Origin of the sequence: Acinetobacter sp. SwsAc4, assembly GCF_013391535.1 — a bacterium.
GTDB lineage: Bacteria > Pseudomonadota > Gammaproteobacteria > Pseudomonadales > Moraxellaceae > Acinetobacter.
Window position 1 is genome coordinate 1 of the sequence record NZ_JACAXC010000001.1, and the last position, 26,760, is coordinate 26,760.

The window sequence follows — 26,760 nt, forward strand, 5'->3', positions numbered from 1 at the left end:
TTGTTCCACTTTAGATATTTGTTTAAGATGAGATGTAACTCATTGAAATGTGTCATCATATTCGTCGTCAGAAAACAAGTATTATGCCATTATTTCAATGAGTTGTCTTTTTTTGTCGTGTACAAAGAAAAATCAAATAAAAAAGCGTCTTTAGTTTAACTAAAGACGCTTTTACTCATATGCGATTTAAACAAGTTTAAAACTGATAATTCCATCGAACTAGAACATTACGTGGTGTTCCAGGCATTGACTCTGAGCGCCAATAGTCTTTATTGGTTAGGTTATTTACAGCAAGCGTAACGTTCCAAGGATCAGCGCTATAACCAATTGCAGCATCTAAACGCGTGAATCCTTGAAAATCGATAGGCGTATTATCTAAATTGCTATTGGAATATATCTTCGCATCACCAACATAAGTTGCGCCAATTTCACCATAGATCTTCTCGACTGGTAAATAGCGTATAAATAAGTTTCCAGTATGGCGTGGAGTATTATTGAGTACTTTACCAACATTGGCCGCTTTATTGTCTTTAGAAATCTCTGTATCCATATAGCTATAGCCTCCCCGTACAAACAAGTTATCTAAAGCACGTCCAATAAAGCTAAACTCTATCCCTTTAGACTGATGCTGGACCCTTCAATATTTCAATGCGCTCAATATTGGCATTACTACGGCGAACTTGACCACTTTCACGGACACCATCACGATAGATATCGCCAGTATCTGCATTAAATCCGCGCAAGTTGATGCCATCACCACGCATATCATAGCTCGTTGATACCCCAGGTGTTCCCTGTAACATGACACTTAAATCATTTGCACCATAGATTTTATATTTCTGAACATCAATGGTATCAATCGTTTGAGGAATATCTTTTTTCTTTAGCCCATTTCGAGTCACGCTGGCTTGATCATAATCAATATAGCTTTTAATTGGATCAAGCTCACTCATTGCTTCAATTTTAATCGTTGGCATAACCGCAGCCTGAATATTGTTTTCGTTGGCAAGTAGGTACTGCGCTTGTAAGAGCATTAAGCTTAATGCACTAAATCTAAAAATAGGCTTGTGAGAGAGCGTAACATATCGAGATGTCATAAAAATTCCAAACAAAAAATCAGACAAATATTAAGAAAAACTTAAAATACAAAAAACAATACAATAGACTTCCTTCATAAATCATTTTTCAATCAATTTAATTGTTTATCTTTCACCCAATCTAAATTGTATATGCCAGCAAGTAAATTAAACCGCAGGTTTAATCTTTTACGACGATTTCTATATACACAAGATAAAATCTTAAAACATTTCATCCTTCCAAATACATGCTCTACTTGAATTCGTCTACGACCAATCTCTCTATTTAACTTATTTAATTCAGAATCTAGTTTTTCAGTTTTCTTTGCTTTAGATGGCATGAGGCATCCAAAACCCAATTTTTTTATCCCTAAATACCCCTTATCAACGATAAAAAAGGGCTTAAATTTTAATTTCCTCATACTTTTTTTAAATATTTTAAAATCATGCATGCTTCCATGACTTCCACATACACTCAGTATTTCACCTGTTGTATAGTGCATAGATAGCTGAAATTTAAAGGTATGTCGCTTTTTTTACCGCTATACCATTTCTTCTGTTTTTTTTGGACGTTGAACTAATATTTCAGTTGCATCAATCACAACAACTTCCCAATCCACTTCATCTCGATTAGGAAGTTGTTTTGGCAAGTTAAATTTTCCAGAACGGATTAAGGTATCTTCAATAACACGTGTGATACGAATTGCACTCGTTTCAGATACACCGTAACTCATACCAAGATGGAAAAATGTTCGATATTCTCTCCAATATTCTATACATAAGAGCAAACGATCTTCCAACGGTAATTTATGCGGTCGTCCTTTACCAATATGACCAGGTAAATGCTTATTTAGCTCGGCCAACATGAGGTTAAATGTAGCCCAACTAACACCGGTAAGCCTACGAAACTTAACGTCTGATAATTTTTGAATATCTTTGAATTTCATCCAAGGATTATCTCTTGAATTAAATAATTTTGCTGATTAATTTAAGATCAAATAAATTGTACGTTTTTTGATTTATGACGGAAGTCTAATATTAATAAAAATAATTCTTATTTTTACCATATTTTGCATAATTTCTTTCTCACAGCTTATTAAGCAGTCAATTTTTACGAAATCATGCTCTTTAATAGCGCATAAATAATTAAAAAATATTTTTAAATCTGAGGCTTATTTAAGCTAAATTCCATTTTTCTACACAATTTTACATTAGGCTACACACAAAATAATTTGATCTTTCTTTTGGGGTACTTGAATGAAATATCCACTCTATTTTGGGAAATTGAGTGTACTTAGCTCGGCATTACTGAGTATCAGCACTTCAGTTTTCGCCGCTGATAGCAACATAACAACACCTACAGAACCAGCAACGCAGGTTTTACCTACCCTATCGTTTAAAGCATCGGCAGAGCCACAGAAACCAAAAGATGATGATATAAGTGCTGTACCTAAAACCATTATCACCCGTGATGAAATGCTACAGTACGGCGATCAATCCGTGATGGATGCATTACGTAGAGCTGCTGGATTTCAACTTCCGACATCTGGACAAGGTCCACGCGGTGGTGGTGGCGCTTCTGGAATGCGTTTCCGTGGTGGAGTTGGTCCAACATTCCTTATCAATGGTGAACCTGTGCAAGGTGGACCACGTGGTGGTATGTCTATTATTGACACGATTACCCCTGAAATGATTGAACGAATTGAAGTCGTGAAGCAGCCAAGTGTTGCTCAAGCGTCTGTTGCGTCATCAGCTGTTATCAACATTATTTTGAAAGAACCTCTCGATAGTCGCATCAGTGGCTCGATAAAAGTAGGTTATGGTAAGTACGAGGATTCTGAGAAACAATCAAAGAGCGAACAAAAAATCAGCCTACAAGCTGACGGTCGTGAAAATCAATGGTCATATAGTGTTTCTGCAAATCAAATGTGGGTTGATAACACATCCCTAACCAAAACAGAAACATCAGCGGGTACACGTGAACAATCGCGCACGGTCAATCGAAGCATGCAAATGTTTTCACCTCGCTTGCAATACGATCTCGATGATCAACAAAAATTGATTGCCGAATTATTCTATCGCAACATCAAAATGGATGGTTATTCAGCCAATCAAACGCAAGATGATAAAAATGATAGCATTCGTCTAAATACACGTTATGAACGAAAAGACAAAGACTTAAGCGATAAGATTCGGCTATCCGTTGAACGTCAAACCGAAACTCAACTCACCCGTTCACCTCAAAATACCATTTATACCGATGAAACCATTCATGAATATGGCCTCGCTTATGATGGGATGCGCAAATTAGATCCGACTCGTCAAATCAAATTTGGTGTTGATACACGGAGTAGTAACTTAGACAGCAATGTGAGCAATCGTTTAGATGAGCAACGTTATGCTTTATATGCCGAGGGAAGCTGGCGTTTTACAGATCGACAAACCATTACGTTGGGCGCGCGCCAAGAATGGTTAAATCGCTCTGGTCTAGTTGATTATCAGGACCAACATCTTAGCCCTGTACTTGCTTATCGTTTTGATCTAACCGAACAATGGTCGATTCAAACCAACCTTAGCCAAGCATTTAACAGTCCAAAAACTGATCGTCTCATTCCGAATGTCACTGTTTCTACAGATAGCGATGCTGGTTCATTGAATAATCCTGATCGCGGCGGTAATCCGGACTTAAAACCAGAGAAAACAAGCGCTGTAGAATCAACTTTGGCATATGACTCAGCGAATGGTGGTATGAGTTTAACTGCATATCATCGCGAAATTAAAGATTACATCGAAAAGGTGATTGCGCTTGAAGGGTCACGTTATGTTGAACGTCCACAAAACCAAAATCAAGCAACGACCTATGGTGTTGAACTTTCTGGACGTTATGCGCTGAAACAAACGGATGCAGGTCATTCATTTATGCTGAATGGGCAAATATCAACGATCCGTGCAAAAGTTGAAGATGAACAGCACAATGAGCGTTTAGTCAACGATGTTGCCCCATATAATGCAAGTGCAGGGTTATCTTATAACTTTAAGCCTTGGCAGCTTTCTACCAGTATCAATCTGAGCTATACACCTGAATTTACGCGTGGTTTAGATGGTCAACCTTATGATCGAACCACCAATCACCGTTTTGGATTAGACCTCAGTGCAACCAAGCGTTTCACTGGTGGCTGGGCGGCAAGCTTAAATCTCAACAATCTACTCAGTACAGATTATAAAGAACGACTGACCAATCAATCTGACGGTAGTTTATATCAAGCAAGAACAAATCAAGGTATGGCGAGTTTCCAATTATCTGTTGAGAAAAAGTTCTAACTTTACTGCCTAGGCTAAATTGATTCATCATTAACAAAAGCCAGTTATGAAAATAGCTGGTTTTTTAGATTTCAAAATAGATATTAAAAATCTAACTATGAAAATTTTCGATATTGGGAATGCTATGATCTTCATCCTACTTTCATCAGTGCTTAGAGGATAATATGCGAGCCGAACTCAAAGCCAAAATCCTACAGGTCTACGATGAAAAAATTGCAAAAAAAGGCAGTAACGTCGGACTTTCTTTCTATGCCTTTTTTGCCAATAAAAATGATGATCCTGAACACTTAATGGAAGCTGCCCCATTGGTGAATCATTGAACATCGACTTGATCATTTTGAAAAAGCTGACAAGATCAAAGCACTAGTCTTAGCCCAACCCGATTAATCAAACGTCTTAATACACATCGCGTTGATAACGCTGTTGCTGCTTAAGCTGTTCTACCTGTTCATGCCCTAGAATCTCTTTTAGTGCTTGATCAACACCGCTCGCCATGCCTTGTAAACTACCACAGACATATATCGCTGCGCCTTGTGCAATCCATGCTTGTAATTGAACTGATTGTGTTCTTAGACAATCTTGCACATAGACTTTTTCAGCCTGATCACGTGAAAAAGCATAATCCACATACTCCAGAAAACCATGCTGCTGCCAATAGCGAATCTCTGTTTGGTACAAATGATCAAACTGCTGCTGTCTTTCACCAAAAATCAACCAATTCCGTCTATATCCCCAATGCTCACGTTGGCGTAAATGTGCAACTAGACCTGCGATTCCCGTACCATTGCCAATTAAAATCAGTGGTCGATCATCATGAACTAAGTGAAAACTTGGATTATGACGTATGTTAGCTTGCAGCGATTGGTCTTGCTCCAACCCCACTGTCAACCAACCTGAGCCTAGTCCTAAACCTGATTCAGTCTGTTGCTGTCTCACCACCAATTCAATTAAACCGTTTTCAGGCAAACTAGCAATCGAATATTCACGCTGAGCTAAGGATTCAAATTGTGTAATCCATTCAGCAAATGAAAGTGATGCGCGAGGTGGTAATTTTCTTAAATTTAAGCGGCGCAGTTGAGGTATGAAATCCACTGCATCTTCTTGCTGTTGTGCTACTAAAAAATTCTGAATATCAATCGTATTATTTTCACATTGAATTTCTAAAATATCGCCTGATGACCAAACCAAATCTTGTTCAGGAATTAATTGGATTTTATAAATTGCTTCCCCAATACTGCCTCTATTCAAGCATTGGCGATGAGCAAACTTTAATTCTACATGCTCTTTTTCAATAGATAGCGCTGAAAATTGAGTGCTGGTTAACTGCTCCAAGCCAAGCAACCATTGTTCTAAATCACGACTATTGAGCTGATCCACACAAACTATTGGAAATAGAGCTTGAGCTTGTTGCTTCAATAACCATTGTTCTAGTGTTTTCCCAAACTGACAAAAATTCGAGTAACGTTGATCACCCAATGCAAGCACTGAAAATGACAAATGCGATAAATCTAAAGATTGGGACAGAATTTTATGGACAAATGACTGGGCAGCATCAGGTGCATCCCCTTCTCCATAGGTACTCACCACCCATAAAATACGTTGATGTTGCGTTAAATCAGTAATACTCAGTTTTTGAATATTTCGAATCGCAGTGTGATGATCAATTAAGCATAATTGTTCAGCCGTATGCTTTGCCCAAGATTCAGCATGACCTGATTGACTTGCATACACCACTAAATAAGCAGGATGATCTTGATTGGCTTTTTGCTTCGCATGACGTTGTTGCCATAACAACCAAACAATTATAAAAAGATGTAGACTCAATAATATTGCCAATATCACAATAATCGTCAGTACAGCTTGAGTCATCCTTTCACCTTAAATAGCAGACCAAATGAGCAAAATAATTGCCGATAAACTACATGCTGTTAAAAGCAGATGTGTCACTAAACGAGTTTTAATGGTCAGGAACAGAATATAACCTGCCAAAGATAATAAAATAATGATGATCGCACTAATATCAATTAACCAATGCCAAGCTGTTCCAACGTTTTTGCCACGATGCAAATCATTCAATAATGAAACAGTGGTGGCTGGTTTCTGCGTTATCTCAACATCACCATTGTCGAGCAACACCCATAAGTCTGTTGAACCTGCTGGGCCTTCGAGACGAATCATGACCTCACCGTCTAGCATTTCACTACTTTTATAACGACCAATCAAAGGCTGTTTCGAACGAACGTATTCCACAATACTTTGGCTTGGATTCTCTTGTTTTTGCAGAGACGCAACCAGTGTTGGCGGTAAAGTGAATGTGGTGGTTTGCTCTTCATTTTTTGATTTAAACCAATCAGGATTATTGAGAAATAAACCTGTAGCAGCAAAGAAGATCAAAACGATAAAGGCAAAGGCAGAAAGCCAACCATGCACATAGCGTGCATGGCGGTAAAAATCACGGCGTTGATACAAGGGATTAGCCTCATAAATGGAGTGACGCTAGAAATTAAGCACCACGTTGGAAATTCAATTTAACTGTACCAATTTCTGCTTGAGCAGGCAGCGTTTGTGTTGCAGCTTTTAGTGTGACATTCAATTCAATGGTTTGATAAGAATGATCGCCATGCTCACGCGAGGTTTCAATATGGATAATATATTTACCTGCATTCACTATTTTACCCGCTTCGTCTTTACCATCCCAAGCCAACTTATACTGTCCTGGTTGACGTGAAGGTTTTGCAACAGCATCTAAGTTTGGCATTTGACGACCATATCGACGCCACCAAACATAGTTAGAGTTAATCCACTTCTCATCTTTACCCCAGACAGCCAGTGTACGCACAATCTTTTTATCGCTATCTGTAACCCAAACTGACACATAAGGTGCACGGTAGTTATCTACTGCGATTTTTGGAATATTCACTTCTAACTGAGCTTGGTAGCCTTTTGGCCAAGCTGTTGCTGCGCCATTCGCCGCAACATGACGCATTAGAGCAGGTTGATTGGCATCTAACAATGATGACCAGCCTGAACTTTGATAACGTGTGCCGTCAGTTGCAACAAGTTGAGCTTCATAACCGACGAGTTGTTCAATCAGTTGCATCCCTTCATACGCAGGCATTGCGGTTAATGCTGTTGCTAAAGCATCTGAATCAGCAGCACATTGTCCAACCACAATACATTGTTCAACGTTTTGAATCGGTTGTCCTGTATGTGGATTTAACAAATGTGATTGATCTGCGAACCCACGATAGCCTTGACCACTAAAAGCTACAGCTTGATCTTTCAGGTTGAGTACCTGAGTTGGTGCAACATTATCAAAACGTTCATTCGGGTCTTGTACACCAACTTTCCAACCCGCTTGTTGAGGTGATTGCCCCCATACACGCATATCGCCACCAATATCGATCAGAATACCTTGTAAATGTGGCACTGCTTGTTTAGCTGCTAACAAAGCACGGTCAATCACATAGCCTTTAGCGTAAGCATCAGGTTCGATTTTAATAGCTGATGGTGTTTTAATCTGCTTTGTTACAGGGTTAAGTTCAATACTTTGGGTTTGTAACTGTCGTAATAAAGATTCTTGAGTGTTGTCATCCAAACGTTGGACTTGATTGCTATTTTCCCATAATTGGATCAATTGCCCCAAACGTGCATCAAAACCGCCACACGTTGCACTGCGCCACTGTTCACAAGCTGCGACAACATCATAGAGCTCAGATGAAGCAAAAATTTGCTGCTCACGATTTAATTGGCTGATTTCACTATCATCACGCCAAACTGAAAGAATCTGATCAAGTCGAGCAATTTCTGTCTGAATCGCTTGTAATGCCTTTTCTGCATCTTGTTGCTGAGATGTAGTGACTACAACATCTAAAGATGTGCCTAACACATGATCTTGATGAAAACGATAACTTGGTAATTGGATTGGCGCGGATAATTGATGTGCATCTTTTATATTTATATTTAGTTCATCTGCTTGAGTCGCCGTAAATGGGGACATCAAAACTGTTAACGCAGCCATCAACGGAGATAAACGAAAAATTATCTGTATTGGACGAAAAATTTGTTGAGTTGATGACATACGGGGATTCCATTTTCCAAGATTTACTTAAAATCTACTGGTCGCTCAATTAAAGTAATGCTCTTCTTCTATCTCAATACTTAACTTAGACTACGATATAATTTGATCAAATTTTTCAATAAAATCAATAATATTAATCTGCATAAAAACTTAAGTTAAAAGAGAAGAATAACTTTTTAATCATCAACTTAGTTTTTGAACATGACGATTAAAAATTTATCGAAATAATATTGCAATTGATACTCGTTATCAAGTAGATTGTGGCAAATCTTTTGCATTTTGTATATTTCTCTTTTAAGGAATTTTTCATGCGTCATTTGATTACGACTGGATTACTCGCGCTGTTACCAACCTTGAGTTTTGCTCATACTGCCAGCCCATTTTTACTGCCTGAAGTCTTCGATAGCAAATCTGACAGTGTGAGCTTTCAAAGTGGTATTACAGTAGAAAAATTCTTTGTCGCAAGTAGAAATTTTAAAACCAGCTATCAAGTCACAACGCCTGAAGGTAAAACTGAATCTTTCAATGCAGCAGCTGAACTCAAAAAGTTTAATATCGCTGAATTCAATTTAACCAATGATGGTACCTATCGCATTCGCACAAAAGAAGCGACTGGTAATCCAACCAAATATGCTCAAGTTGATGGGCGTTGGTTACGTGTTCGTCCATCACGACCTGCAAATGCTGCACCTATGCAACCTCAAGCAAATGCTGAACAAAAAGCACCTCAGCAAGCAAGCCAACCACCACGTTTTGTGACAGAGGATCAAATCACGGCTAATGCAAAAACACTTCAAACAACAAACTATTATCTTGCTGAAAGCTTTGTGACAAAAGGCAAACCAAGCCCAATTCCACAAGTTGAAAATAAAGGTTTTGAATTTAAGTTTTTAACACACCCAAATGAATTATTTGCTGGTGAATCACTTAAAGCACAAGTTTTAATGGATGGCAAAGCTGTTCCTAACTTAGAAGTTGATGTCTTTAAAGGTGCGAGCAGCTATCAACCCAATGCTAAACGTGAACAACCGCACGTGAAAACCAATGCAAAAGGTGAAGTCGAGATTAAATTTAGCGAAGCAGGCATTTATTTAATTACCGCGACTTATCCAGAAGCGAATAGTGACAATACCAAACCACCTGTTGCTCAAACATACACGTATAGTGTTACTGTAGAAGTGACGGAGTAAGCCATTCAGGCACTTACATTTACATTTTTTGTAAGTGCCTTTGATTTTCCTGTCTGATTACAAGCAATTCAAATTTCTGCTTTGACTGACTTACCAGTTTAATGCGAACTTGTTTTAGACAACAAATTCAGGACCAGAACGCCACTCATAATCAGTACAATCCCAATAATTCCCCATAGATCCAATTTTTGATCATAGAAAAACCAAGCAAAGGTCGTGATCAATACAATTCCCACCCCAGACCATATCGCATAAGCAATACCAACTGGAATTGTTTTCAGTGTCAAAGATAAGCAATAAAATGCAATGATGTAACCTAAAATCACAACGATAGAGGCAAATGGCTTTGTAAACCCTTCGCTACTTTTCAGTGCAGATGTCGCAATCACTTCTGCTGTGATCGCTACAAATAAAAATATCCAACTTTTCATTTACCACACCTGCTCTATCCAAACAAACATTTCACATCTATTAATTCAATCATAAAAAAACACCCTTTAATAAAAAGGGTGTTTTCTAGTTCTAAGATCAAGAATCTATTAATAATATTTAAGCAGATTTCTTCGCCATATTATTTTTACGAATCGTAATCATCACCAACTGAACTGCTGCAGGAGTGACACCTGGGATACGGCTTGCTTGCGCTAAAGTTTCAGGGCGAACTGTTTTAAGCTTTTGAGTAATCTCGCGAGATAAACCTGAAACACCATCATATTCAAAGTCAGCTGGAATCTTCGTTTCTTCAAGGCGTTTCATCTGAGCAACATCATCATGTTGACGGTTGATATAACCTTCGTATTTCACCGCAATTTCGATTTGCTCACCCACTTGCTCTGAAACTTCAGAACCCGTTAATTCTGCAATTTGACTGAAATTGATATTTGGACGTTTCAATAAATCAATCGCACTACATTCTTTACTAAGATCAGCACCCGTCATTTCAACGAATTTTTTACCCATTGGATTGTTTGGCGCAGCCCATAAATGTTGTAAACGAGAAGTTTCGCGCTCAACTGCTTCCATTTTTTCGCTATATGCAGCCCAACGCTCATCATCCACTAAGCCAAGCTCACGACCAATAGAGGTTAAACGCTGATCGGCATTATCCTCACGCAACATCAAACGATATTCAGCACGAGAAGTAAACATACGGTACGGTTCTTTGGTTCCCAATGTAATCAGGTCATCAACCAATACGCCCATATAAGCTTGATCACGTTTTGGTGTCCACTCTTCTTGTTCCCACGCACGGCGTGCAGCGTTTAAGCCTGCAAGCAAGCCCTGTGCACCCGCTTCTTCATAACCTGTCGTACCGTTGATTTGACCCGCAAAGTACAGATTTTGAATCGCTTTGGTTTCAAGTGTAAATTTCAATGCTTGTGGATTGAAATAGTCATATTCAATCGCATAGCCCGGACGCAAGATATGCGCATTTTCCATACCACGGATCGAACGAACTAAATTGAACTGTACGTCAAATGGTAAAGAAGTCGAAATTCCGTTTGGATAAAGTTCATGGGTATCCAAGCCTTCTGGCTCCAAGAACACTTGATGTGAATCTTTATCAGCAAAACGGTGAATTTTATCTTCAATTGATGGACAATAACGTGGGCCTACGCCTTCAATTACACCCGTATACATAGGTGAACGATCTAGACCACCACGAATAATTTCATGGGTTTTTTCGCTTGTATGGGTAATATAGCAATTCACCTGTTCAGGATGCATAGATACATCACCCATAAATGACATTACAGGCGATGGGAAATCACCTGGCTGCGGCGTCATAACAGAGAAATCAACTGTACGGGCATCAATACGCGGTGGTGTACCTGTTTTTAAACGACCTACTGGCAATTTAAGTTCACGCAAACGATGAGCTAATGCAATTGACGGTGGATCGCCCGCACGACCACCACTTGAGTTTTGTAGACCAACGTGGATCACACCGCCCAAGAAAGTACCTGTCGTCAATACCACAGTTTTGGTATCAAAACGGATGCCCATTTGGGTTACAACGCCTTTAACGGTATCGCCTTCAACAATCAAATCATCCGCAGCTTGTTGGAAAATATCTAGATTCGCTTGATTTTCTAAAGTATCACGAATTGCAGCTTTATAACGAACACGGTCAGCCTGTGCACGTGTTGCACGTACAGCCGCACCTTTACGAGAGTTTAGAATACGGAACTGAATACCACCTTTATCCGCAGCAAGTGCCATTGCACCACCGAGTGCATCAATCTCGCGGACAAGATGTGATTTACCAATACCACCGATTGCAGGGTTACAGCTCATCTGCCCCAAAGTTTCAATATTATGCGTCAACAATAATGTTTGTCTTCCCATACGAGCAGCAGCAAGCGCCGCTTCCGTACCAGCGTGACCGCCACCAATTACGATAACGTCGTAAACTTTAGGATAGTGCATAGTGGTAAATGTGTATTCAAAAAATGACAGAGTATTATACAGGATTTTTCATATTAAGTTGACAAAAACCGTCAATATTCTTATTCACTAGAAATCAATGGTCTGTATACAAAACACACAAAAAGAAACTTTCTGTTGCATTTTTCTCCAATAGTTAACAAAGCGCCACACAATCATTAACCTGATCACCACTGTTTTAGTGAATGAATTTCTTATTCTAGTTAATGCATAAAATACTTTAGGAAAATGATATGAACAAAAAGCTTTTAATTTCATCGTTTCTTTGTAGCCTATGTTTAGCTGTAACTGCACAGGTAAATGCTATATCGACTGTTGATGCTCAAACTCAAAAGTATCAACAAGTTTGTAAAAGCAAAAAACAAGGTGATATGGTTTCTTTTGCTTATAAAGGTGTTGTTTATAACGGTACATGTGAACCCAATGAAGCTGGAAAACTAGCATTCCAGCCACCGATGCCTGCTAACAACGCGACACCTGAAACTCAAAGCAAAATTTCAGAAACTCAGTCCGCACCTCGTCCAGTAAGTTCAGTCCAAACACCATAGACTTATCAAATAGGAAAATTATAAATATTTAAAATGATAAAAGAATGTGACCTAAGCACATTCTTTTATCCTATTTGATGTGATCAACACACTAAATTCAAAAAAAAGATCTTAAAATTGTAATCTGCCTATTTTATAATCCCTTTAGACTAGCTGAATCTATTACAATAACCCCAAATACATTTACTTAGGTTTTCCTGTGAACTGGCTACAAATTCATATTACCGTTGATCAAGATCAAGTTGAGCTTACTGAAACACTGCTTCTCTCTCTAGGTGCTGTGAGTGTGACTTTGGATGATGCTGAAGATCAGGCACTTCTTGAACCATTACCGGGTGAAACGCCACTATGGAATAAAGTTATTGTTACTGGAATTTATCAACAAGAAGAAGATGATCCTATCGATGTTGATACCTTAGAAGCTTTCCTCAAGGCGCAGCTTCCTAACGTTCCGATGCGTCATGAATATTTAGAAAATCAAGTATGGGAACGCGCATGGATGGATTATTACGAACCAATCCAAATTGGCGAGAAATATTGGATCGTACCTGAGTGGTTAGAACCACCTGAAGCTGATGCAACAAATATTAAACTTGATCCAGGTCTTGCTTTTGGTACAGGTAACCATGCAAGCACTTTCTTGTGCCTACAGTGGTTGGGTAAAACCGACGTAAAAGATAAAATCGTCATTGACTATGGCTGTGGTTCGGGCATTTTAGGCGTTGCAGCTTTATTGCTTGGTGCTAAAAAAGTTTATGCCACTGATATCGATCCTCAAGCAGTATTGGCTACAAAACAAAATGCAGAATTAAATGGTGTACTTGAGCGTCTTTATGTAGGATTACCTGAAGAGTTTGAGCAAAAATTCAAACCACAACAGGCAGACGTCCTAGTTGCGAATATTTTAGCGGCACCGCTCATGGCACTTGCGCCTGAATTCTCAACTTTATTGAAAAATGAGGGTGAATTCGCACTTGCTGGTGTAATCGAAGAGCAAGTTGCTGATGTTTCTAGTGTTTATTCTGAATTTTTTGATATATTACAGATCGAAAAACGTGAAGAGAACTGGTGTCGCATCTCAGGAAAACGTAAAACAACAATTTGAGAAATTTGTTCCTTATGAGTGAAAAACAAACCCGCTGCCCTAAATGCTCAACCGTGTATAAAGTAAGCCTTTCACAACTTAGCGTTGCACAGGGCATGGTTTGTTGCCCAAAATGTATCATTAATTTTAATGCTTTAACGAATCTAATAGATTCTGAACCGGCTGACACAACCTTAACACCACCAAATCGTTCATTATTTTCTTCGATTCAACCCGATAGTTCTTTTGCTGAGAAGCAAATGCAAATTTTGAGTATTTTTGATCAGAAAATTGAAAACTCAAATATTGATTTATTGACTTATTTAAATAATTTAAATTACTTTAATACTGAACCTATTACGGCATTGCCTAATTTGAACTTATCAGAAGATAACTTATTAATCATCCATGAACAAAATCATAAACAACATGGCTGGCTTTATTACACATTGTGGGGATTAGGCAATATTGCATTAATTCTAGTTTTTGCTTTTCAGATTTTATGGTTCAATCCAAAACTCATGCATGATAGTCCAGCATTGAATCACATCTTTAACTATGCTTGCAGTGTAGTAACGTGCAAAATAAAGAATGAACAATATAAATTTCTTAGTTTTGAAAAAGTAAAAATTAAACGTGTAGGAAAAGATGAAACAAGCTTCACAGGTGTATTAGTAAACCGTCACAAAGATAGTCTTGTGATCCCCTCTATTAAAGTGATTCTAAAAGAAAATGGAGAAGTCATCACCGATATCACGCTAAAGCCACAGGATTATTTAGTGGATAGTTTAAAAAGCATCCAAAGAATCCCAACGAATAGCCCTTTTAGATTCGAATTTATAGTGCCAAAGAGTAAACATAGCTTCGATGATTATAGTTTAGAAATTGTACAGCCTTAAAAGCGTAGAAAAATGACAAAAAAATAAAAAAAAGTGCAGTTAATTTGCTCACTTTTTCGCAGACAGTGGTATGATACGCGCCACGAATGCTTAACCCACTTACTCCTCGTTATTTATAGACAATAAAATCGTTAAACGAACTGTGCTTCTAACACATAAGCGCATTGTTGGTTTTTTTGTTTTTGAAAGTAGGCTGTAACAAATATTTAACTATTGTTACGCTTATTTTTTACACAAATCGAGGATTTGTGGCAAGCTAATAGTCCCTTTGTTTTAGAGTCACTGTTTTAGGATCTAAAACAGGACTCAGTAATTTAGACCACATTTACATATCACTTTATCCAAGTGGTATTTTGATTTTTCGGATTAACACGCATGAATAGCAAATCTCCTATTTTTACGGCTCAATCTGATGTCGCTCTTCGCATCCATGTAGATCGCGCAGTTCGTCATTATTTTGCACAATTGCAAGGTGAGCAACCATCTCAAGTTTATGACATGGTTTTAGCAGAAATGGAGAAACCTCTTTTATCTGTGGTCTTAGAATACACTCGTGGCAATCAAACGCGCGCTGCTGAGATTTTAGGCCTTAACCGCGGAACTTTACGTAAAAAGTTAAAAGCTCACGGTTTAATGAGTGAATAATTGATAAAATGCTCACGTTCTCGTGGGCATTTTTTTTGCCTTTTATTTTTAATCTGTAGACTTCAAACTGTTGACTAAAATCATGACTATCAAACGTGCTTTAATCTCTGTTTCCGATAAAACTGGAATCGTTGAATTTGCTCAAAATCTTGCAGCTCTAGGGGTAGAAATTTTATCTACGGGCGGTACATATAAGTTGCTTAAAGACAACAATATCGCTGTAGTAGAAGTTTCTGAACATACAGGTTTTCCTGAAATGATGGATGGTCGTGTTAAGACACTACATCCAAAAATCCATGGTGGTATCTTGGCACGTCGCGGTCTAGACGAAGCTGTGATGCAAAAACACAACATTGATCCGATTGATCTGGTTGTGGTCAACCTTTATCCATTTGCTGCGACTGTGGCTAAACCAAATTGCTCACTTGCAGATGCGATTGAGAACATCGACATTGGTGGTCCAACCATGGTGCGTGCAGCAGCAAAGAACCATGCTTCTGTGGGTATTATTGTAAATGCTTCTGACTATGATTTAGTTGTTGCTGAATTAAAAGATCATGGTGCACTTTCTTACGAGACTCGTTTCGACTTAGCGGTAAAAGCGTTTGAGCACACAGCACAATATGATGGCATGATTGCATCTTATCTTGGTGCTCGTGTTGGCAAAGCTGAAGGTGAAGCAGATTTATTCCCTCGCACGTTCAATACCCAACTTAATAAAGCTCAAGATTTGCGTTATGGCGAGAACCCTCATCAAAATGCAGCATTCTATGTTGAAGCAAATGCTAAAGAAGCATCAGTTTCAACTGCGAAACAATTACAAGGCAAAGAATTGTCTTATAACAATATTGCAGATACAGATGCAGCACTTGAGTGTGTTAAATCATTTGCAAAACCTGCTTGTGTCATCGTTAAACATGCAAACCCATGTGGTGTTGCAGTTTCATTAGATGGTATCCAAGCGGCTTATGATCTTGCTTATGCAACTGATCCTGAATCTGCATTTGGTGGCATCATTGCATTCAACCGTGAATTAGACGTTGCAACTGCACAGGCCATTGTGGATCGCCAATTTGTTGAAGTGATTATTGCACCAAGTATTGCTGAAGGTGTACTTGAAGTTACTGGCGCGAAAAAGAATGTACGCGTGTTAGTCTGTGGTGAACTTCCTGCTATCGATGCACGTACCGCTCAATTTGACTATAAACGCGTGAATGGTGGTTTGTTAGTTCAAGATCAAGACTTAGGTATGATCACCAAAGATGATCTTAAAGTAGTAACTAAACGCGCACCAACTGAACAAGAAATTGATGATCTTATCTTTGCTTGGAAAGTAGCAAAATATGTGAAATCAAATGCGATTGTTTATGCTAAAAATCGTCAAACGATTGGTGTAGGTGCAGGTCAAATGAGCCGTGTAAATTCTGCTCGTATTGCTGCAATCAAAGCTGAACATGCTGGCTTAGTGGTTGAAGGTGCGGTCATGGCATCTGATGCATTCTTCCCATTCCGTGATGGTATTGATAATGCGGCTAAAGCTGGCATTAAATGTATTATCCAACCGGGTGGTTCTATGCGCGATGAAGAAACAATTGCAGCCGCTGATGAAGCTGGTATTGCAATGGTCTTCACTGGTATGCGCCACTTCCGTCATTAATACCCCTAAGTCCCTCTTTCTTGCGACATCTAAATCGCATCCTAGGGGGACTTTTTTATTCTGAACAGGTATATTCTTAAATACGGAAAAAGGAAATAACTTAATAATGAATATTTTAGTTTTGGGTAGCGGTGGCCGTGAACATGCACTTGCATGGAAAATCGCACAAGATTCAAAAGTAACACAAGTTTTTGTTGCGCCGGGTAATGCAGGCACAGCAACCGAAGATAAGTGTCAAAACGTTGACATCGATATTTTAAATAATCCTGCCATTATCGAATTTGCAAAAGCAAATGATGTGGCATTGGTGATTGTTGGCCCTGAAGCACCTTTAGTGAATGGCGTGGTTGATGCAGCACGTGAAGCAGGTTTAAAAATCTGGGGGCCGACTCAGTACGCTGCACAGCTTGAAGGTTCTAAAGCATTCGCTAAACATTTCTTAAAACGTCATAACATCCCTACAGCATTTTATGATGTATTTACTGAAGTAGATGCTGCAAAAGCTTATATCGAACAGCATGGCGCACCAATCGTGATCAAAGCGGATGGCTTAGCGGCAGGTAAAGGTGTAATCGTTGCAATGACCAACGAAGAAGCTTTTGCTGCGATAGACGATATGCTTGCAGGCAACAAGTTTGGTGACGCTGGTTCACGTGTTGTCATTGAGCAATTTCTTGCAGGTGAAGAAGCAAGTTTCATTTGTATGATCGATGGCAACAACATTTTACCGATGGCAACTTCACAAGACCATAAACGTATTTTTGAAGGCGACCAAGGTCCAAATACGGGTGGTATGGGTGCTTACTCTCCTGCTCCAGTTGTTACACCAGAAGTATTTGAACGTGTAATGAATGAAGTTATGCGTCCTACTGTTGATGGTATGGCAGCTGATGGTCATGTTTACACAGGTTTCTTATATGCTGGTTTAATGATTGATGAACAAGGTCAACCACGCGTTATTGAATTTAACTGTCGTTTCGGTGATCCAGAAACTCAACCGATTATGATGCGCTTAAAATCATCTTTAGTTGATTTGGTTGAAGCGGGTATTGCTGGTAATTTACCAAGTGAAGCTGAATGGGATGAGCGTAAATCAATTGGTATCGTACTTGCAGCTGAAGGATACCCTGATACAGTCCGCAAAGGCGATGTAATTTCTGGCATCGGACAATCTCCTGAAGATACTAAGATCTTCCATGCAGGTACTGCAACGACTGAAGATGGTCATGTGATTACTGCTGGTGGTCGCGTTCTTTGCGTGACTGCGCTTGGAGACACAGTTCTAGAAGCTCAAATCAATGCACTAGAAGTATGTGGTCAAGTGACATTTACAGGTATGCAGTATCGTAGTGATATTGGTTACCGCGCAATTGCACGTGAAAAAGCAGAATAAGCTTTGGTTAATTAACAAAAGCCTTCTTCGGAAGGCTTTTTTATTCTTTAATTAGCATAAAAATCACTTCCTTATTCATTATTTAAATATTAAATTCAGAAAAATATATATCACTAATTCAATAAAATTTGACATTTCCATCATCAGAAAAAACTACAAAAGTATCATTTATTTACTTTTACCAAAATTAAACTATTTTTCTAATAATCATATATTTATACCCACAAGTACAAAATAGAACACTATAACAGAACCCAAATTATTGTTATGATTGCTAAAATTTTCGACGAGTGCTTTTGGTTTTATACATATTCTTTTATATATGAATAAGAATATGAAATTTAACTCGAAAAGTATCAGCTAATCTCGATTTGATATGACAATTATTGAACCAGTATGCTTAAGTCAAATTCTTAAGATCAATGTTCTTAATTTTCTGTTGTTGCAAATGATTCGATCAGTCGCCTGTTCATAGCATTAAATTTTGAACCGACTCACCTCTTTGTAACAAGAACCCTATAGCTCTTAAGTAATGCATTAGCGGATTATTTACTAAGCATTATTCCGATTAGGATTTACACATGAAAAAGCTTATTAGTCTTTTTTTAAGTGTGTCTGTGTTATTACTTGCAGCGTGCAGTAAACAACCTGACACCAAAGCAGAACAAAAAAATGAATCGGGTGGATTACAAACCGTTGTAATTGCATCAACAGGCTCAGATGCTGATATTTGGCGTTATATTGCGACATTGCCTGAAACTAAAGCGGCAGGTATTAAACTTGAAGTCAAAAACTTTACTGACTATGTTGCAATGAATACAGCTGTTGCTAATAAAGAAGTTGATATTAATGCCTTCCAATCTTACGCTTACCTTGTTGCTTTTAATGCGGCAAATAAAGATAAGATTGCACCTGTTTCAACGACTTATTTAGAGCCGATGGGTATTTACTCAAGCAAAGTCAAAAAAGTTGAAGAATTTGCTCAAGGCGCAACCATTGCAATCCCAAATGACGGCGCAAATGAATCACGTGCATTGTTACTTTTACAAAGCGCAGGTTTAATCAAATTAAAAGCTGATTTCGATCCTGTGAAAGGCACGCCTGCTGACATTATCGAAAATAGTAAAAAAATCGTAATCAAGCCAATTCAAATGGCGACAGCTGTACGTGTAAAAGACGAAGTTGATGCGATTTTATTAGGTAACACCTTGGCTTTAGAAGGTGGTTTGAACGTTCTTAAAGATGCTATCTATTACGAACCAATTGATCAAAGTACTAAATTAAATGTCAATGTTTTAGCAACTGCCGAATCTCGTAAAGATGATGCAGTACTACAAAAAGTTGGTGCGCTTTATCATACAGAAGCTGTGAAAAAATATGTGCAAGAACATTTTGCAGGTACAAAAGTTGATGTAAACAAACCGACAAGCTATCTCACTGAAGCAAAATCGTAATATAATATTTTCAATGAAACAGGCAAAGATATTTGCCTGTTTTTTCTTTTTTGCTTAGTACTGACGAACATGATCCAATTTAAAAACATTTCGAAACACTATCAATTGAAAGGTCAAACGATCAACGCACTGGATCAAATTAATTTAGAGATCCCAGAAGGCAGCATCTTCGGCATTATTGGTTATAGTGGTGCAGGTAAAAGTACGTTGATTCGTTTGATTAATTTGCTTGAACGCCCAACGCAGGGACAGGTAATTATCAATCAGAAAGACTTTACTGCAATGGATGCGCGTACGCTTCGTCAAGAACGTGCAAATATCGGCATGATCTTTCAACATTTCAATTTACTGCAAACTAAAACAGTATCTGAAAATATTGAAATGCCACTCAAATTATTGGGGCATAACAAAGCTGATCGTGAAAAGCGCCTAGCAGAACTATTAGATTTCATCGATCTCAAGCACAAGAAAGATGCCTATCCTGATGAACTTTCAGGAGGACAAAAACAACGTGTAGGTATCGCCCGCGCGCTTGCAAACCATCCCAAAATTTTACTGTGTGATGAAGCAACCTCTGCACTTGACCCTCAGACCACACAATCCGTTTTAGCGCTATTAAAAAAGATTAATAAAGAACAAAAGATTACCATTGTGATGGTCACCCATGAAATGGATGTAATTGAGTCAGTCTGTGACTATGTTGCAGTCATGGAAGCAGGTCATGTGATTGAAACAGGCCCCACCCTCAATATTTTTAGTCAACCCCAGCATTCGACTACAAAGACCTTCATTCAAACAGTTTTGCAACAACAGTTACCAATTAATATCCTCAATAACCTTGAACATAAGCATCACAATAGTATTTATAGTCTGCAATTCTTGGGGACATCTGCTCAAGAAACCGTCATTCAAGCTGTGATTAAGCAATTTGATTTGAGCCTAAATATTCTTTTTGCCAACATGACTGAAATCAATGGCACTGTGATTGGACAGATGTTTATTCAACTTTTGGGTGATTCAGCGACTATTCAAGACGCTATTAAGTTTCTTGAGCAACAAGGCGTGAAAGTTGAACAATCAGGAGTAAGCCAATGAGAGATTTAATCGTACAATGGCTTACTGAAGCTTCCGCGCCGTTTTGGCACAGTTCCCTTTCAATTGATCAATTCGTCACGGCATTACAAGAAACCTTTCAAATGGTTTTTTTCTCATTGCTTTTTGGTTGTATTTGGGGATTGATTCAAGGTGTAACTTTAGTTGTCACTCGCACAGGTGGTATCTTACAAAACCGAGCGATCTATTATTTTCTCAACCCAATTGTAAATGCACTACGTTCTTTACCATTTATCATCTTACTTATTGCAGTTATTCCATTAACTAAATTATTAGTTGGAACTTCGATTGGTACTTGGGCTGCGATTGTTCCCCTCACCATTTATGTAGGTCCGTATTTAGGGCGATTGATTGAAACTTCATTACTTGAAGTGAATGAGGGTATTATTGAATCAGCTCAAGCTATGGGTGCCTCACCTTGGCAGATCATTTTTAAATTTATTATCCCCGAAGCACGTAGCTCATTAATTTTGAACCTGACCACAGGGACGATTTCCTTAATTGGTGCAACTGCAATGGCTGGCGCAGTTGGTGCAGGAGGTATCGGTGATTTAGCTATTTCCTATGGTTATCAACGTTTTGATACCAGTGTTGTTATTTTAACCGTGATTGTACTGCTAATTTTAGTTCAACTGGTTCAATCATTTGGTGATTGGTTAGCAAAATTACGCTAATCACAGCAACAGACAAAGCTCTCATTTTGAGGGCTTTTTTTGTACCTTTCTATTTTAAGGAAAGTAAATTTCATTTGCAGCTTTGAATGTATTAACATGTAAAGGCACTAAATCATCAAGTGCCTGATAGCCGCCTGCCAATACAAACAGTAATGGAATTTTCATTTTTTTTGCCATTTCAAAAACTAAGCGATCTCGCTCATATAACAGCTCAGTGGTAAACCATTTTGAGCCATATTTATCTAGTTGGTGGCAGTCCATACCAGCTTGATAGATGATTAGATCTGCTTCCCAATGTGAGGCATATTGAAACGCTTCAAAAATCGCTTCCCGATATAAATCAAAGTTGCCCTGCTTGGGATGAATATAGCGAGTCAGGCTACGCTCCCCTGCCTTGCAACCAAAACGAATCCCAAAAATTCCGAAATTGACCAGATTGGTGAGTCTATTGGTAAATATTGCCGTTCCATCTCCGCCATGCTGATCACAGTCCAGCACAAAGATACGTTTTTCAGGATTTTGTTTAGCAACCAGAGCCAAACCATTAAAGGTACAATATGCAGCACCAGACTCATAACTGGCATGATGAAAACCCTGTGCGATATTGGCCGCAATCCCCTCTTTAAAGGCAATATCAGCGCCAAGCAACTGCCCTGCCTGTACTGATAGGATTGCGTCCCTTAATTGCTCATTCCACGGTTTAAAGCCCTGTATGGTTGCAAATGCAGATTCTCCCGATAAAAAGGCTTCCACATATTCTGGGTTATGTAGTTTTTTTAATATCTCAGTATCAATTAAACCTGGATCAATTAAATCAACCATTTGATGAGTTCGCAGCACATCAGCGACGGCTGTCAGTTTTTCCATACTGTTGGTATGTGTTCTTGCAAAATAGCGTGGTGAGTAACAAGCTTTTAGCATGGATGCCCTACATAAATTTGATCTTTTGCAATCTCAATCAGTTGACTTAGTTCCGTGGTATCAGGTCTAAATAATCCATTATCAACCTGTTGTTTAAAATGATACCCAAACGCACGCGCACGGTTTTTTGGCGAAACAACCAGTGTCGTTAATCGTAAAAACCAAAAACCATTCATTTGAGCAATTGGAATCACATATCCTTTATATTGTTTATTAGGCTTCTTTTCCAGCTCATCGATTTCATAACTTGCAGAGAAAAGACTTCCTGCTGGTAAGCGCACCCCATTCATCATCAATGGCACGAGACTGATACAAGAGTGATTATCCCCCATATTCAGTTTCTCCATCATGATGGGTAAACCTTTATCATCCACAAAAATATTAATTTCACCTTGTCGCAATAAACAATGATGTGCAATTCGCAAGAAAAATTTTTCTGCCATCGGACATGAGCCAACCTTCGGCTTTTCCTCTAGAGAATGACACTCAATCATTTCAATTTGATCAATTGTTTGTGGAAGAATAATATCTGCAAGTAATTGGCAAATTAAAATGCTTTCTTCAAGCTCTGCATATTGATGGATTTTTCTAAGCTTCGCTTGAAAATCAACTTCTTGTTGCAAATTCTGAGTAAATGTATCTTGTGAATTAGAACGTTCTAAATATTGTTGCACATCAATATTAATATCCAAATTACGCCAAGTTTCCAACACTAAACCATATGAAGAACTTTGATTTAAAATGTTTTTCAAACCTTTAACCTCGTAGTCTTCAAAAATACGAAAATCTTGGAATCCCAACATATCACGTGGCTGTGAAACAAATTCAGCAATCACACGAGTGGCTTGAGTATAACCACAACCGCGACGTTCTGTTTGATGACTAAAATGCTCATTCAACATTTCTGTAAGTTTGGAAGACAAAGGATATAAATATTTTTTGAAGATAACAACAATTTCATGATCTACCAAATCAGTCATAATACTCTCACTGTATTCTTATGATTTATTTTTCATTTCATCTTTAAATGTGTTACTTCGTTAAATATTGTTAAATCTAATTTTTAAACTATGTTAGCTTTAATTAAGTATTTTCACACCACTAAAGATGAATATAAACCATTAATTTATCAAAATTTTTATAATATTTATAGAAAAAGTATAACTTGTCAACCTGAAAAATACCTGATGATTGAAGCTGTCATAATATGCCCTAAAAAGTCAGCATTCTGTATGAATTCTTAGGTAATCTTTTGCACTCTTATACATTTACACTTAAACTAACTGTGATTTGATTATTCAAATACTCTATTCATCAATAACCACATAAATCAGAGATTTAGGATTCGGCCATGCATTATAAAATTCATGCAATTGACGTAAAAAATGCCTTAAAAAACTATATTTGGTTATTAGAAGATACTCGTACGCAAGAAGTCGTAGCAGTTGACCCTACAGAAGCAGCACTTGTTACCGATTTTTGCGAACAACATCAACTTGAGTTGAAACAAATCTGGTTAACACATTGGCATCGAGATCATACTGATGGTGTACAAAGCCTATTGGCTGAGCAAAATTCACCCGTTTTCGGTCCACGCGATGAACTCAGTAAAATTTCGTTTATATCCAATCCACTGCAACATAATGACCATTTTCACTTTAATGATTTAAAAGTTGAAATTATTGCAACACCAGGGCATACACTAGGTCATATTGTTTATTTTATTGAAGAAATAGACACGCTTTTCTGTGGTGACACATTATTTGCAATGGGCTGTGGGCGCCTATTTGAGGGTTCTGCTGAACAAATGTACCACTCATTAAATCGCTTAGCTGCGTTGCCAATACAAACCAAAGTTTATTGTACACATGAATATACGCTTGCAAATGCAGAGTTTGCATTAACAATTGAACCTCAGAATGTTGCATTACAAGAACGCATAAAGGAAGTCAAAGCATTGAGAGATGCTGAACAAATTACTCTGCCAAGTACAATTAAATTAGAGCTTGAAACAAATCCGTTCTTGCGCACAGAAAGTGTCGAAGATTTCGCAAGGATCAGAGCGCTTAAAGATCAGTTCTAATTTTAAAGTTCTACTTTTTAAAGGCTAAACTTTAGTTTTTAAAAAGTAGAAAGTGAAATGATTTTTTACATTTATTTTGGATCAAAACCCAATCCGAGAAAAAACAATACAAGTAAATTAAATCAATTATTTAAATAATTTTATCAGATAAAATTTAAGTTTAATTTCAGTTTCAATCAATCTAATTTTACATTGGTTACATGAAGAAAAATAAATATATGCAATCCCCCTTTAAAAATTTTTAGGTCACCCTTATTAATAAATACAGGTTAAAAGGAGTTCTGGAATGAAAAACAGAGTTGTGAAAGCAAAAAATTTATTGGCTTTTCGTATTTGGTTAGAAAAATTAGGATATTCAGTAAAAAGTTTAGCCGACAATAAAGGTTTTACCTTTAGTTTTAAAAAAGAATACGGTTTGGTCACGTGTGACTTATCTGGAAATGCCTTAGCCATGCAGCTTGGCGAAGAATTTGAAGATCATTTAAAAGCTTAATGCGATTCTTTTGTGCATACATAAGGATTTCAAAGGGATTTGGAATCCTTGTTCGTTCATTCAAAAAATTTAATCACTTATCCCAATCTAATTCTTCATTTTATAATCATCTCAAACAAAATAACATTGGAACTAAAGTCATTTCCAAGTATTATAATGCCCAGTCGAGGGATGCTGCGACGATTGATTAGCACTAAAAATCAATTTGCCAGGCTCGACGATCGGTTAGACGCTCGTGCTAACCAACAACGGCATCCGCGAACAGAATGATCCATACTATTTTTCTAGGAGATCCTGATGAACGCGGTTACTGCTTCATTTACAGATTATAAAGTCGCTGATATTTCTCTTGCTGACTACGGCCGTAAAGAAATCAAACTTGCTGAAGCAGAAATGCCAGCTTTGATTGGTTTACGTAAGCGTTATTCAGCAACTAAACCACTTGCTGGCGCAAAAATTTTGGGTTGTATTCATATGACAATCCAAACTGCAGTTTTAATCGAAACACTCGTAGAACTTGGCGCTGAAGTTCGTTGGACATCATGCAATATCTTCTCTACTCAAGATCACGCTGCTGCTGCTATCGCTGCTGCGGGTATTCCTGTGTTTGCTTGGAAAGGCGAAACTGAAGAAGAATACATGTGGTGTCTTGAACAACAAATCAATGTAAATGGCACACCTTGGGATGCCAACATGATTCTTGATGATGGTGGTGATTTAACGCTACTTGTTCACGAAAAATACCCTGAAGTGATTGCAAAAATCCACGGTGTAACAGAAGAAACAACAACAGGTGTTCAACGTCTGTATGAAATGTTACGTGATGGTACGTTAAAAGTTCCTGCAATCAACGTAAATGATTCCGTAACGAAATCTAAAAACGACAACAAATATGGTTGCCGCCATTCTCTAAATGATGCGATCAAACGTGGTACAGATATGTTGTTATCTGGTCGTCGTGCACTTGTAATCGGTTACGGTGACGTAGGTAAAGGTTCTGCACAATCACTTCGTCAAGAAGGTATGATTGTACGTGTTACTGAAATTGACCCAATCTGTGCAATGCAAGCATGTATGGACGGTTACGAAGTTGTATCTCCATACAAAAATGGTGTTCAAACAGGCAAGAAAGAAGACATCAACCTTGACCTTCTTCAAAACACTGACCTTATCGTAACGACAACAGGTAACTACCACGTTTGTGACGCTGCAATGCTTGATACATTAAAAGCAGGTGCTGTAGTGTGTAACATCGGTCACTTTGATACAGAGATCGACACTGCATATTTACGTGGTTACAAGTGGGTTGAAGTTAAGCCTCAAGTTCACCAAGTGTATCGTTCAGAAAATGAAAATGATTACTTAATCCTTCTTTCTGAAGGGCGTTTAGTGAATCTTGGGAATGCAACAGGTCACCCATCACGTATTATGGATGGTTCTTTTGCTAACCAAGTGTTAGGTCAAATGCACTTGTTCGCTGAGAAATTTGCCGATCTTCCTGAAGATCAAAAAGCTGCGAAAATCCGTGTAGAACTGATTCCTAAGAAATTAGATGAAGAGGTTGCTGCTGCAATGGTGCTTGGCTTTGGTGGTGTACTCACCCAATTGACTCAAGTACAAGCAGATTACCTCGGCGTTCCTGTGGAAGGTCCATTCAAATCTGACGCTTATAAATACTAA

General features: G+C 38.2%; 23 protein-coding genes and 2 pseudogenes. 15 read left to right on the forward strand and 10 right to left on the reverse strand.

Features of this window, described 5'->3' with window-relative positions:
* Positions 1-196: 196 nt before the first annotated feature.
* The 3 genes and pseudogenes from HYG88_RS15170 to HYG88_RS00020 form a co-directional block, all read right to left on the reverse strand.
* Positions 197-1,097: pseudogene (locus tag HYG88_RS15170) on the reverse strand (TonB-dependent receptor domain-containing protein).
* Positions 1,098-1,189: 92 nt separating this feature from the next.
* Entirely contained in the window at positions 1,190-1,579 is a 390-nt protein-coding gene (locus tag HYG88_RS00015) for a transposase family protein (protein ID WP_081399871.1), read from the reverse strand.
* Positions 1,580-1,618: 39 nt separating this feature from the next.
* Positions 1,619-1,942: a transposase family protein gene (locus tag HYG88_RS00020; protein ID WP_162622378.1), complete on the reverse strand. Its 324-nt coding sequence runs from the start codon at positions 1,940-1,942 to the stop codon at positions 1,619-1,621.
* 391 nt (positions 1,943-2,333) lie between these two features.
* Here HYG88_RS00020 and HYG88_RS00025 point away from each other — a divergent pair, with 391 nt between their 5' ends.
* Positions 2,334-4,397 carry a TonB-dependent siderophore receptor gene (locus HYG88_RS00025; protein ID WP_005161032.1) on the forward strand — a complete coding sequence of 688 codons (2,064 nt, stop codon included), beginning with the start codon at positions 2,334-2,336 and terminating at the stop codon, positions 4,395-4,397.
* Between the two features lie 164 nt (positions 4,398-4,561).
* A pseudogene (locus HYG88_RS00030) lies at positions 4,562-4,784 on the forward strand (DUF6500 family protein).
* 9 nt (positions 4,785-4,793) lie between these two features.
* Here the strand turns inward: HYG88_RS00030 and HYG88_RS00035 are convergent.
* From HYG88_RS00035 to HYG88_RS00045, 3 genes are read right to left on the reverse strand one after another with little or no spacing between them, the layout of a single operon-like run.
* Positions 4,794-6,266, reverse strand: coding sequence for a sulfite reductase subunit alpha (locus tag HYG88_RS00035; protein WP_005161036.1), 1,473 nt, complete (start codon positions 6,264-6,266; stop codon positions 4,794-4,796).
* Positions 6,267-6,275: 9 nt separating this feature from the next.
* Positions 6,276-6,866 carry a PepSY-associated TM helix domain-containing protein gene (locus HYG88_RS00040; protein WP_005161038.1) on the reverse strand — a complete coding sequence of 197 codons (591 nt, stop codon included), beginning with the start codon at positions 6,864-6,866 and terminating at the stop codon, positions 6,276-6,278.
* Between the two features lie 34 nt (positions 6,867-6,900).
* Complete coding sequence (locus HYG88_RS00045) at positions 6,901-8,478, reverse strand: DUF2271 domain-containing protein (protein ID WP_005161040.1); 1,578 nt, start codon at positions 8,476-8,478, stop codon at positions 6,901-6,903.
* 308 nt (positions 8,479-8,786) lie between these two features.
* On the opposite strand from HYG88_RS00045, the gene HYG88_RS00050 reads away from it, so the two are divergent.
* Positions 8,787-9,668, forward strand: coding sequence for a DUF4198 domain-containing protein (locus HYG88_RS00050; RefSeq protein WP_005161041.1), 882 nt, complete (start codon positions 8,787-8,789; stop codon positions 9,666-9,668).
* Between the two features lie 98 nt (positions 9,669-9,766).
* Here HYG88_RS00050 and HYG88_RS00055 read toward each other — a convergent pair whose 3' ends face one another.
* Both HYG88_RS00055 and mnmG read right to left on the reverse strand, forming a co-directional pair.
* Complete coding sequence (locus HYG88_RS00055) at positions 9,767-10,099, reverse strand: multidrug efflux SMR transporter (RefSeq protein WP_005161043.1); 333 nt, start codon at positions 10,097-10,099, stop codon at positions 9,767-9,769.
* A 118-nt stretch (positions 10,100-10,217) separates the two neighbouring features.
* Complete coding sequence (gene mnmG, locus HYG88_RS00060) at positions 10,218-12,098, reverse strand: tRNA uridine-5-carboxymethylaminomethyl(34) synthesis enzyme MnmG (protein ID WP_005161046.1); 1,881 nt, start codon at positions 12,096-12,098, stop codon at positions 10,218-10,220.
* 251 nt (positions 12,099-12,349) lie between these two features.
* Between mnmG and HYG88_RS00065 the strand changes: the two genes are divergently transcribed.
* The 9 genes from HYG88_RS00065 (at position 12,350) to HYG88_RS00105 (ending at position 21,583) form a co-directional block, all read left to right on the forward strand.
* Positions 12,350-12,664: a hypothetical protein gene (locus HYG88_RS00065; RefSeq protein WP_005161048.1), complete on the forward strand. Its 315-nt coding sequence runs from the start codon at positions 12,350-12,352 to the stop codon at positions 12,662-12,664.
* Between the two features lie 199 nt (positions 12,665-12,863).
* A complete protein-coding gene (prmA, locus tag HYG88_RS00070; protein ID WP_005161050.1) occupies positions 12,864-13,769 on the forward strand; it encodes a 50S ribosomal protein L11 methyltransferase in 906 nt (301 codons plus the stop codon).
* A 14-nt stretch (positions 13,770-13,783) separates the two neighbouring features.
* Positions 13,784-14,647, forward strand: coding sequence for a DUF3426 domain-containing protein (locus tag HYG88_RS00075; protein WP_005161052.1), 864 nt, complete (start codon positions 13,784-13,786; stop codon positions 14,645-14,647).
* 375 nt (positions 14,648-15,022) lie between these two features.
* Positions 15,023-15,292, forward strand: coding sequence for a DNA-binding transcriptional regulator Fis (gene fis / locus HYG88_RS00080; RefSeq protein WP_001086304.1), 270 nt, complete (start codon positions 15,023-15,025; stop codon positions 15,290-15,292).
* Positions 15,293-15,374: 82 nt separating this feature from the next.
* Positions 15,375-16,949, forward strand: coding sequence for a bifunctional phosphoribosylaminoimidazolecarboxamide formyltransferase/IMP cyclohydrolase (purH, locus tag HYG88_RS00085; protein ID WP_178882383.1), 1,575 nt, complete (start codon positions 15,375-15,377; stop codon positions 16,947-16,949).
* Positions 16,950-17,055: 106 nt separating this feature from the next.
* A complete protein-coding gene (gene purD / locus HYG88_RS00090) occupies positions 17,056-18,342 on the forward strand; it encodes a phosphoribosylamine--glycine ligase (RefSeq protein ID WP_005161056.1) in 1,287 nt (428 codons plus the stop codon).
* Positions 18,343-18,923: 581 nt separating this feature from the next.
* Positions 18,924-19,796 (forward strand): MetQ/NlpA family ABC transporter substrate-binding protein, encoded by an 873-nt coding sequence (locus HYG88_RS00095; RefSeq protein WP_005161058.1) that lies wholly within the window; start codon positions 18,924-18,926, stop codon positions 19,794-19,796.
* Between the two features lie 69 nt (positions 19,797-19,865).
* Positions 19,866-20,891: a methionine ABC transporter ATP-binding protein gene (locus HYG88_RS00100; RefSeq protein ID WP_005161062.1), complete on the forward strand. Its 1,026-nt coding sequence runs from the start codon at positions 19,866-19,868 to the stop codon at positions 20,889-20,891.
* Entirely contained in the window at positions 20,888-21,583 is a 696-nt protein-coding gene (locus HYG88_RS00105) for a methionine ABC transporter permease (RefSeq protein WP_004661291.1), read from the forward strand. The genes HYG88_RS00100 and HYG88_RS00105 overlap by 4 nt, the downstream gene beginning before the upstream one ends.
* 54 nt (positions 21,584-21,637) lie before the next feature.
* On the opposite strand, the gene HYG88_RS00110 is transcribed toward HYG88_RS00105, so the two are convergent.
* Both HYG88_RS00110 and HYG88_RS00115 read right to left on the reverse strand, forming a co-directional pair.
* Entirely contained in the window at positions 21,638-22,504 is an 867-nt protein-coding gene (locus HYG88_RS00110; RefSeq protein WP_005161065.1) for a hypothetical protein, read from the reverse strand.
* Positions 22,498-23,484 (reverse strand): hypothetical protein, encoded by a 987-nt coding sequence (locus tag HYG88_RS00115; RefSeq protein ID WP_005161068.1) that lies wholly within the window; start codon positions 23,482-23,484, stop codon positions 22,498-22,500. The genes HYG88_RS00110 and HYG88_RS00115 overlap by 7 nt, the downstream gene beginning before the upstream one ends.
* A gap of 371 nt (positions 23,485-23,855) precedes the next feature.
* Between HYG88_RS00115 and gloB the strand changes: the two genes are divergently transcribed.
* The 3 genes from gloB (at position 23,856) to ahcY (ending at position 26,760) form a co-directional block, all read left to right on the forward strand.
* Complete coding sequence (gene gloB, locus HYG88_RS00120) at positions 23,856-24,587, forward strand: hydroxyacylglutathione hydrolase (protein ID WP_005161069.1); 732 nt, start codon at positions 23,856-23,858, stop codon at positions 24,585-24,587.
* A gap of 286 nt (positions 24,588-24,873) precedes the next feature.
* Positions 24,874-25,080, forward strand: a complete 207-nt coding sequence (locus HYG88_RS00125; protein WP_004661287.1) for a hypothetical protein — start codon at positions 24,874-24,876, stop codon at positions 25,078-25,080.
* A 297-nt stretch (positions 25,081-25,377) separates the two neighbouring features.
* Entirely contained in the window at positions 25,378-26,760 is a 1,383-nt protein-coding gene (ahcY, locus tag HYG88_RS00130) for an adenosylhomocysteinase (RefSeq protein ID WP_005161071.1), read from the forward strand.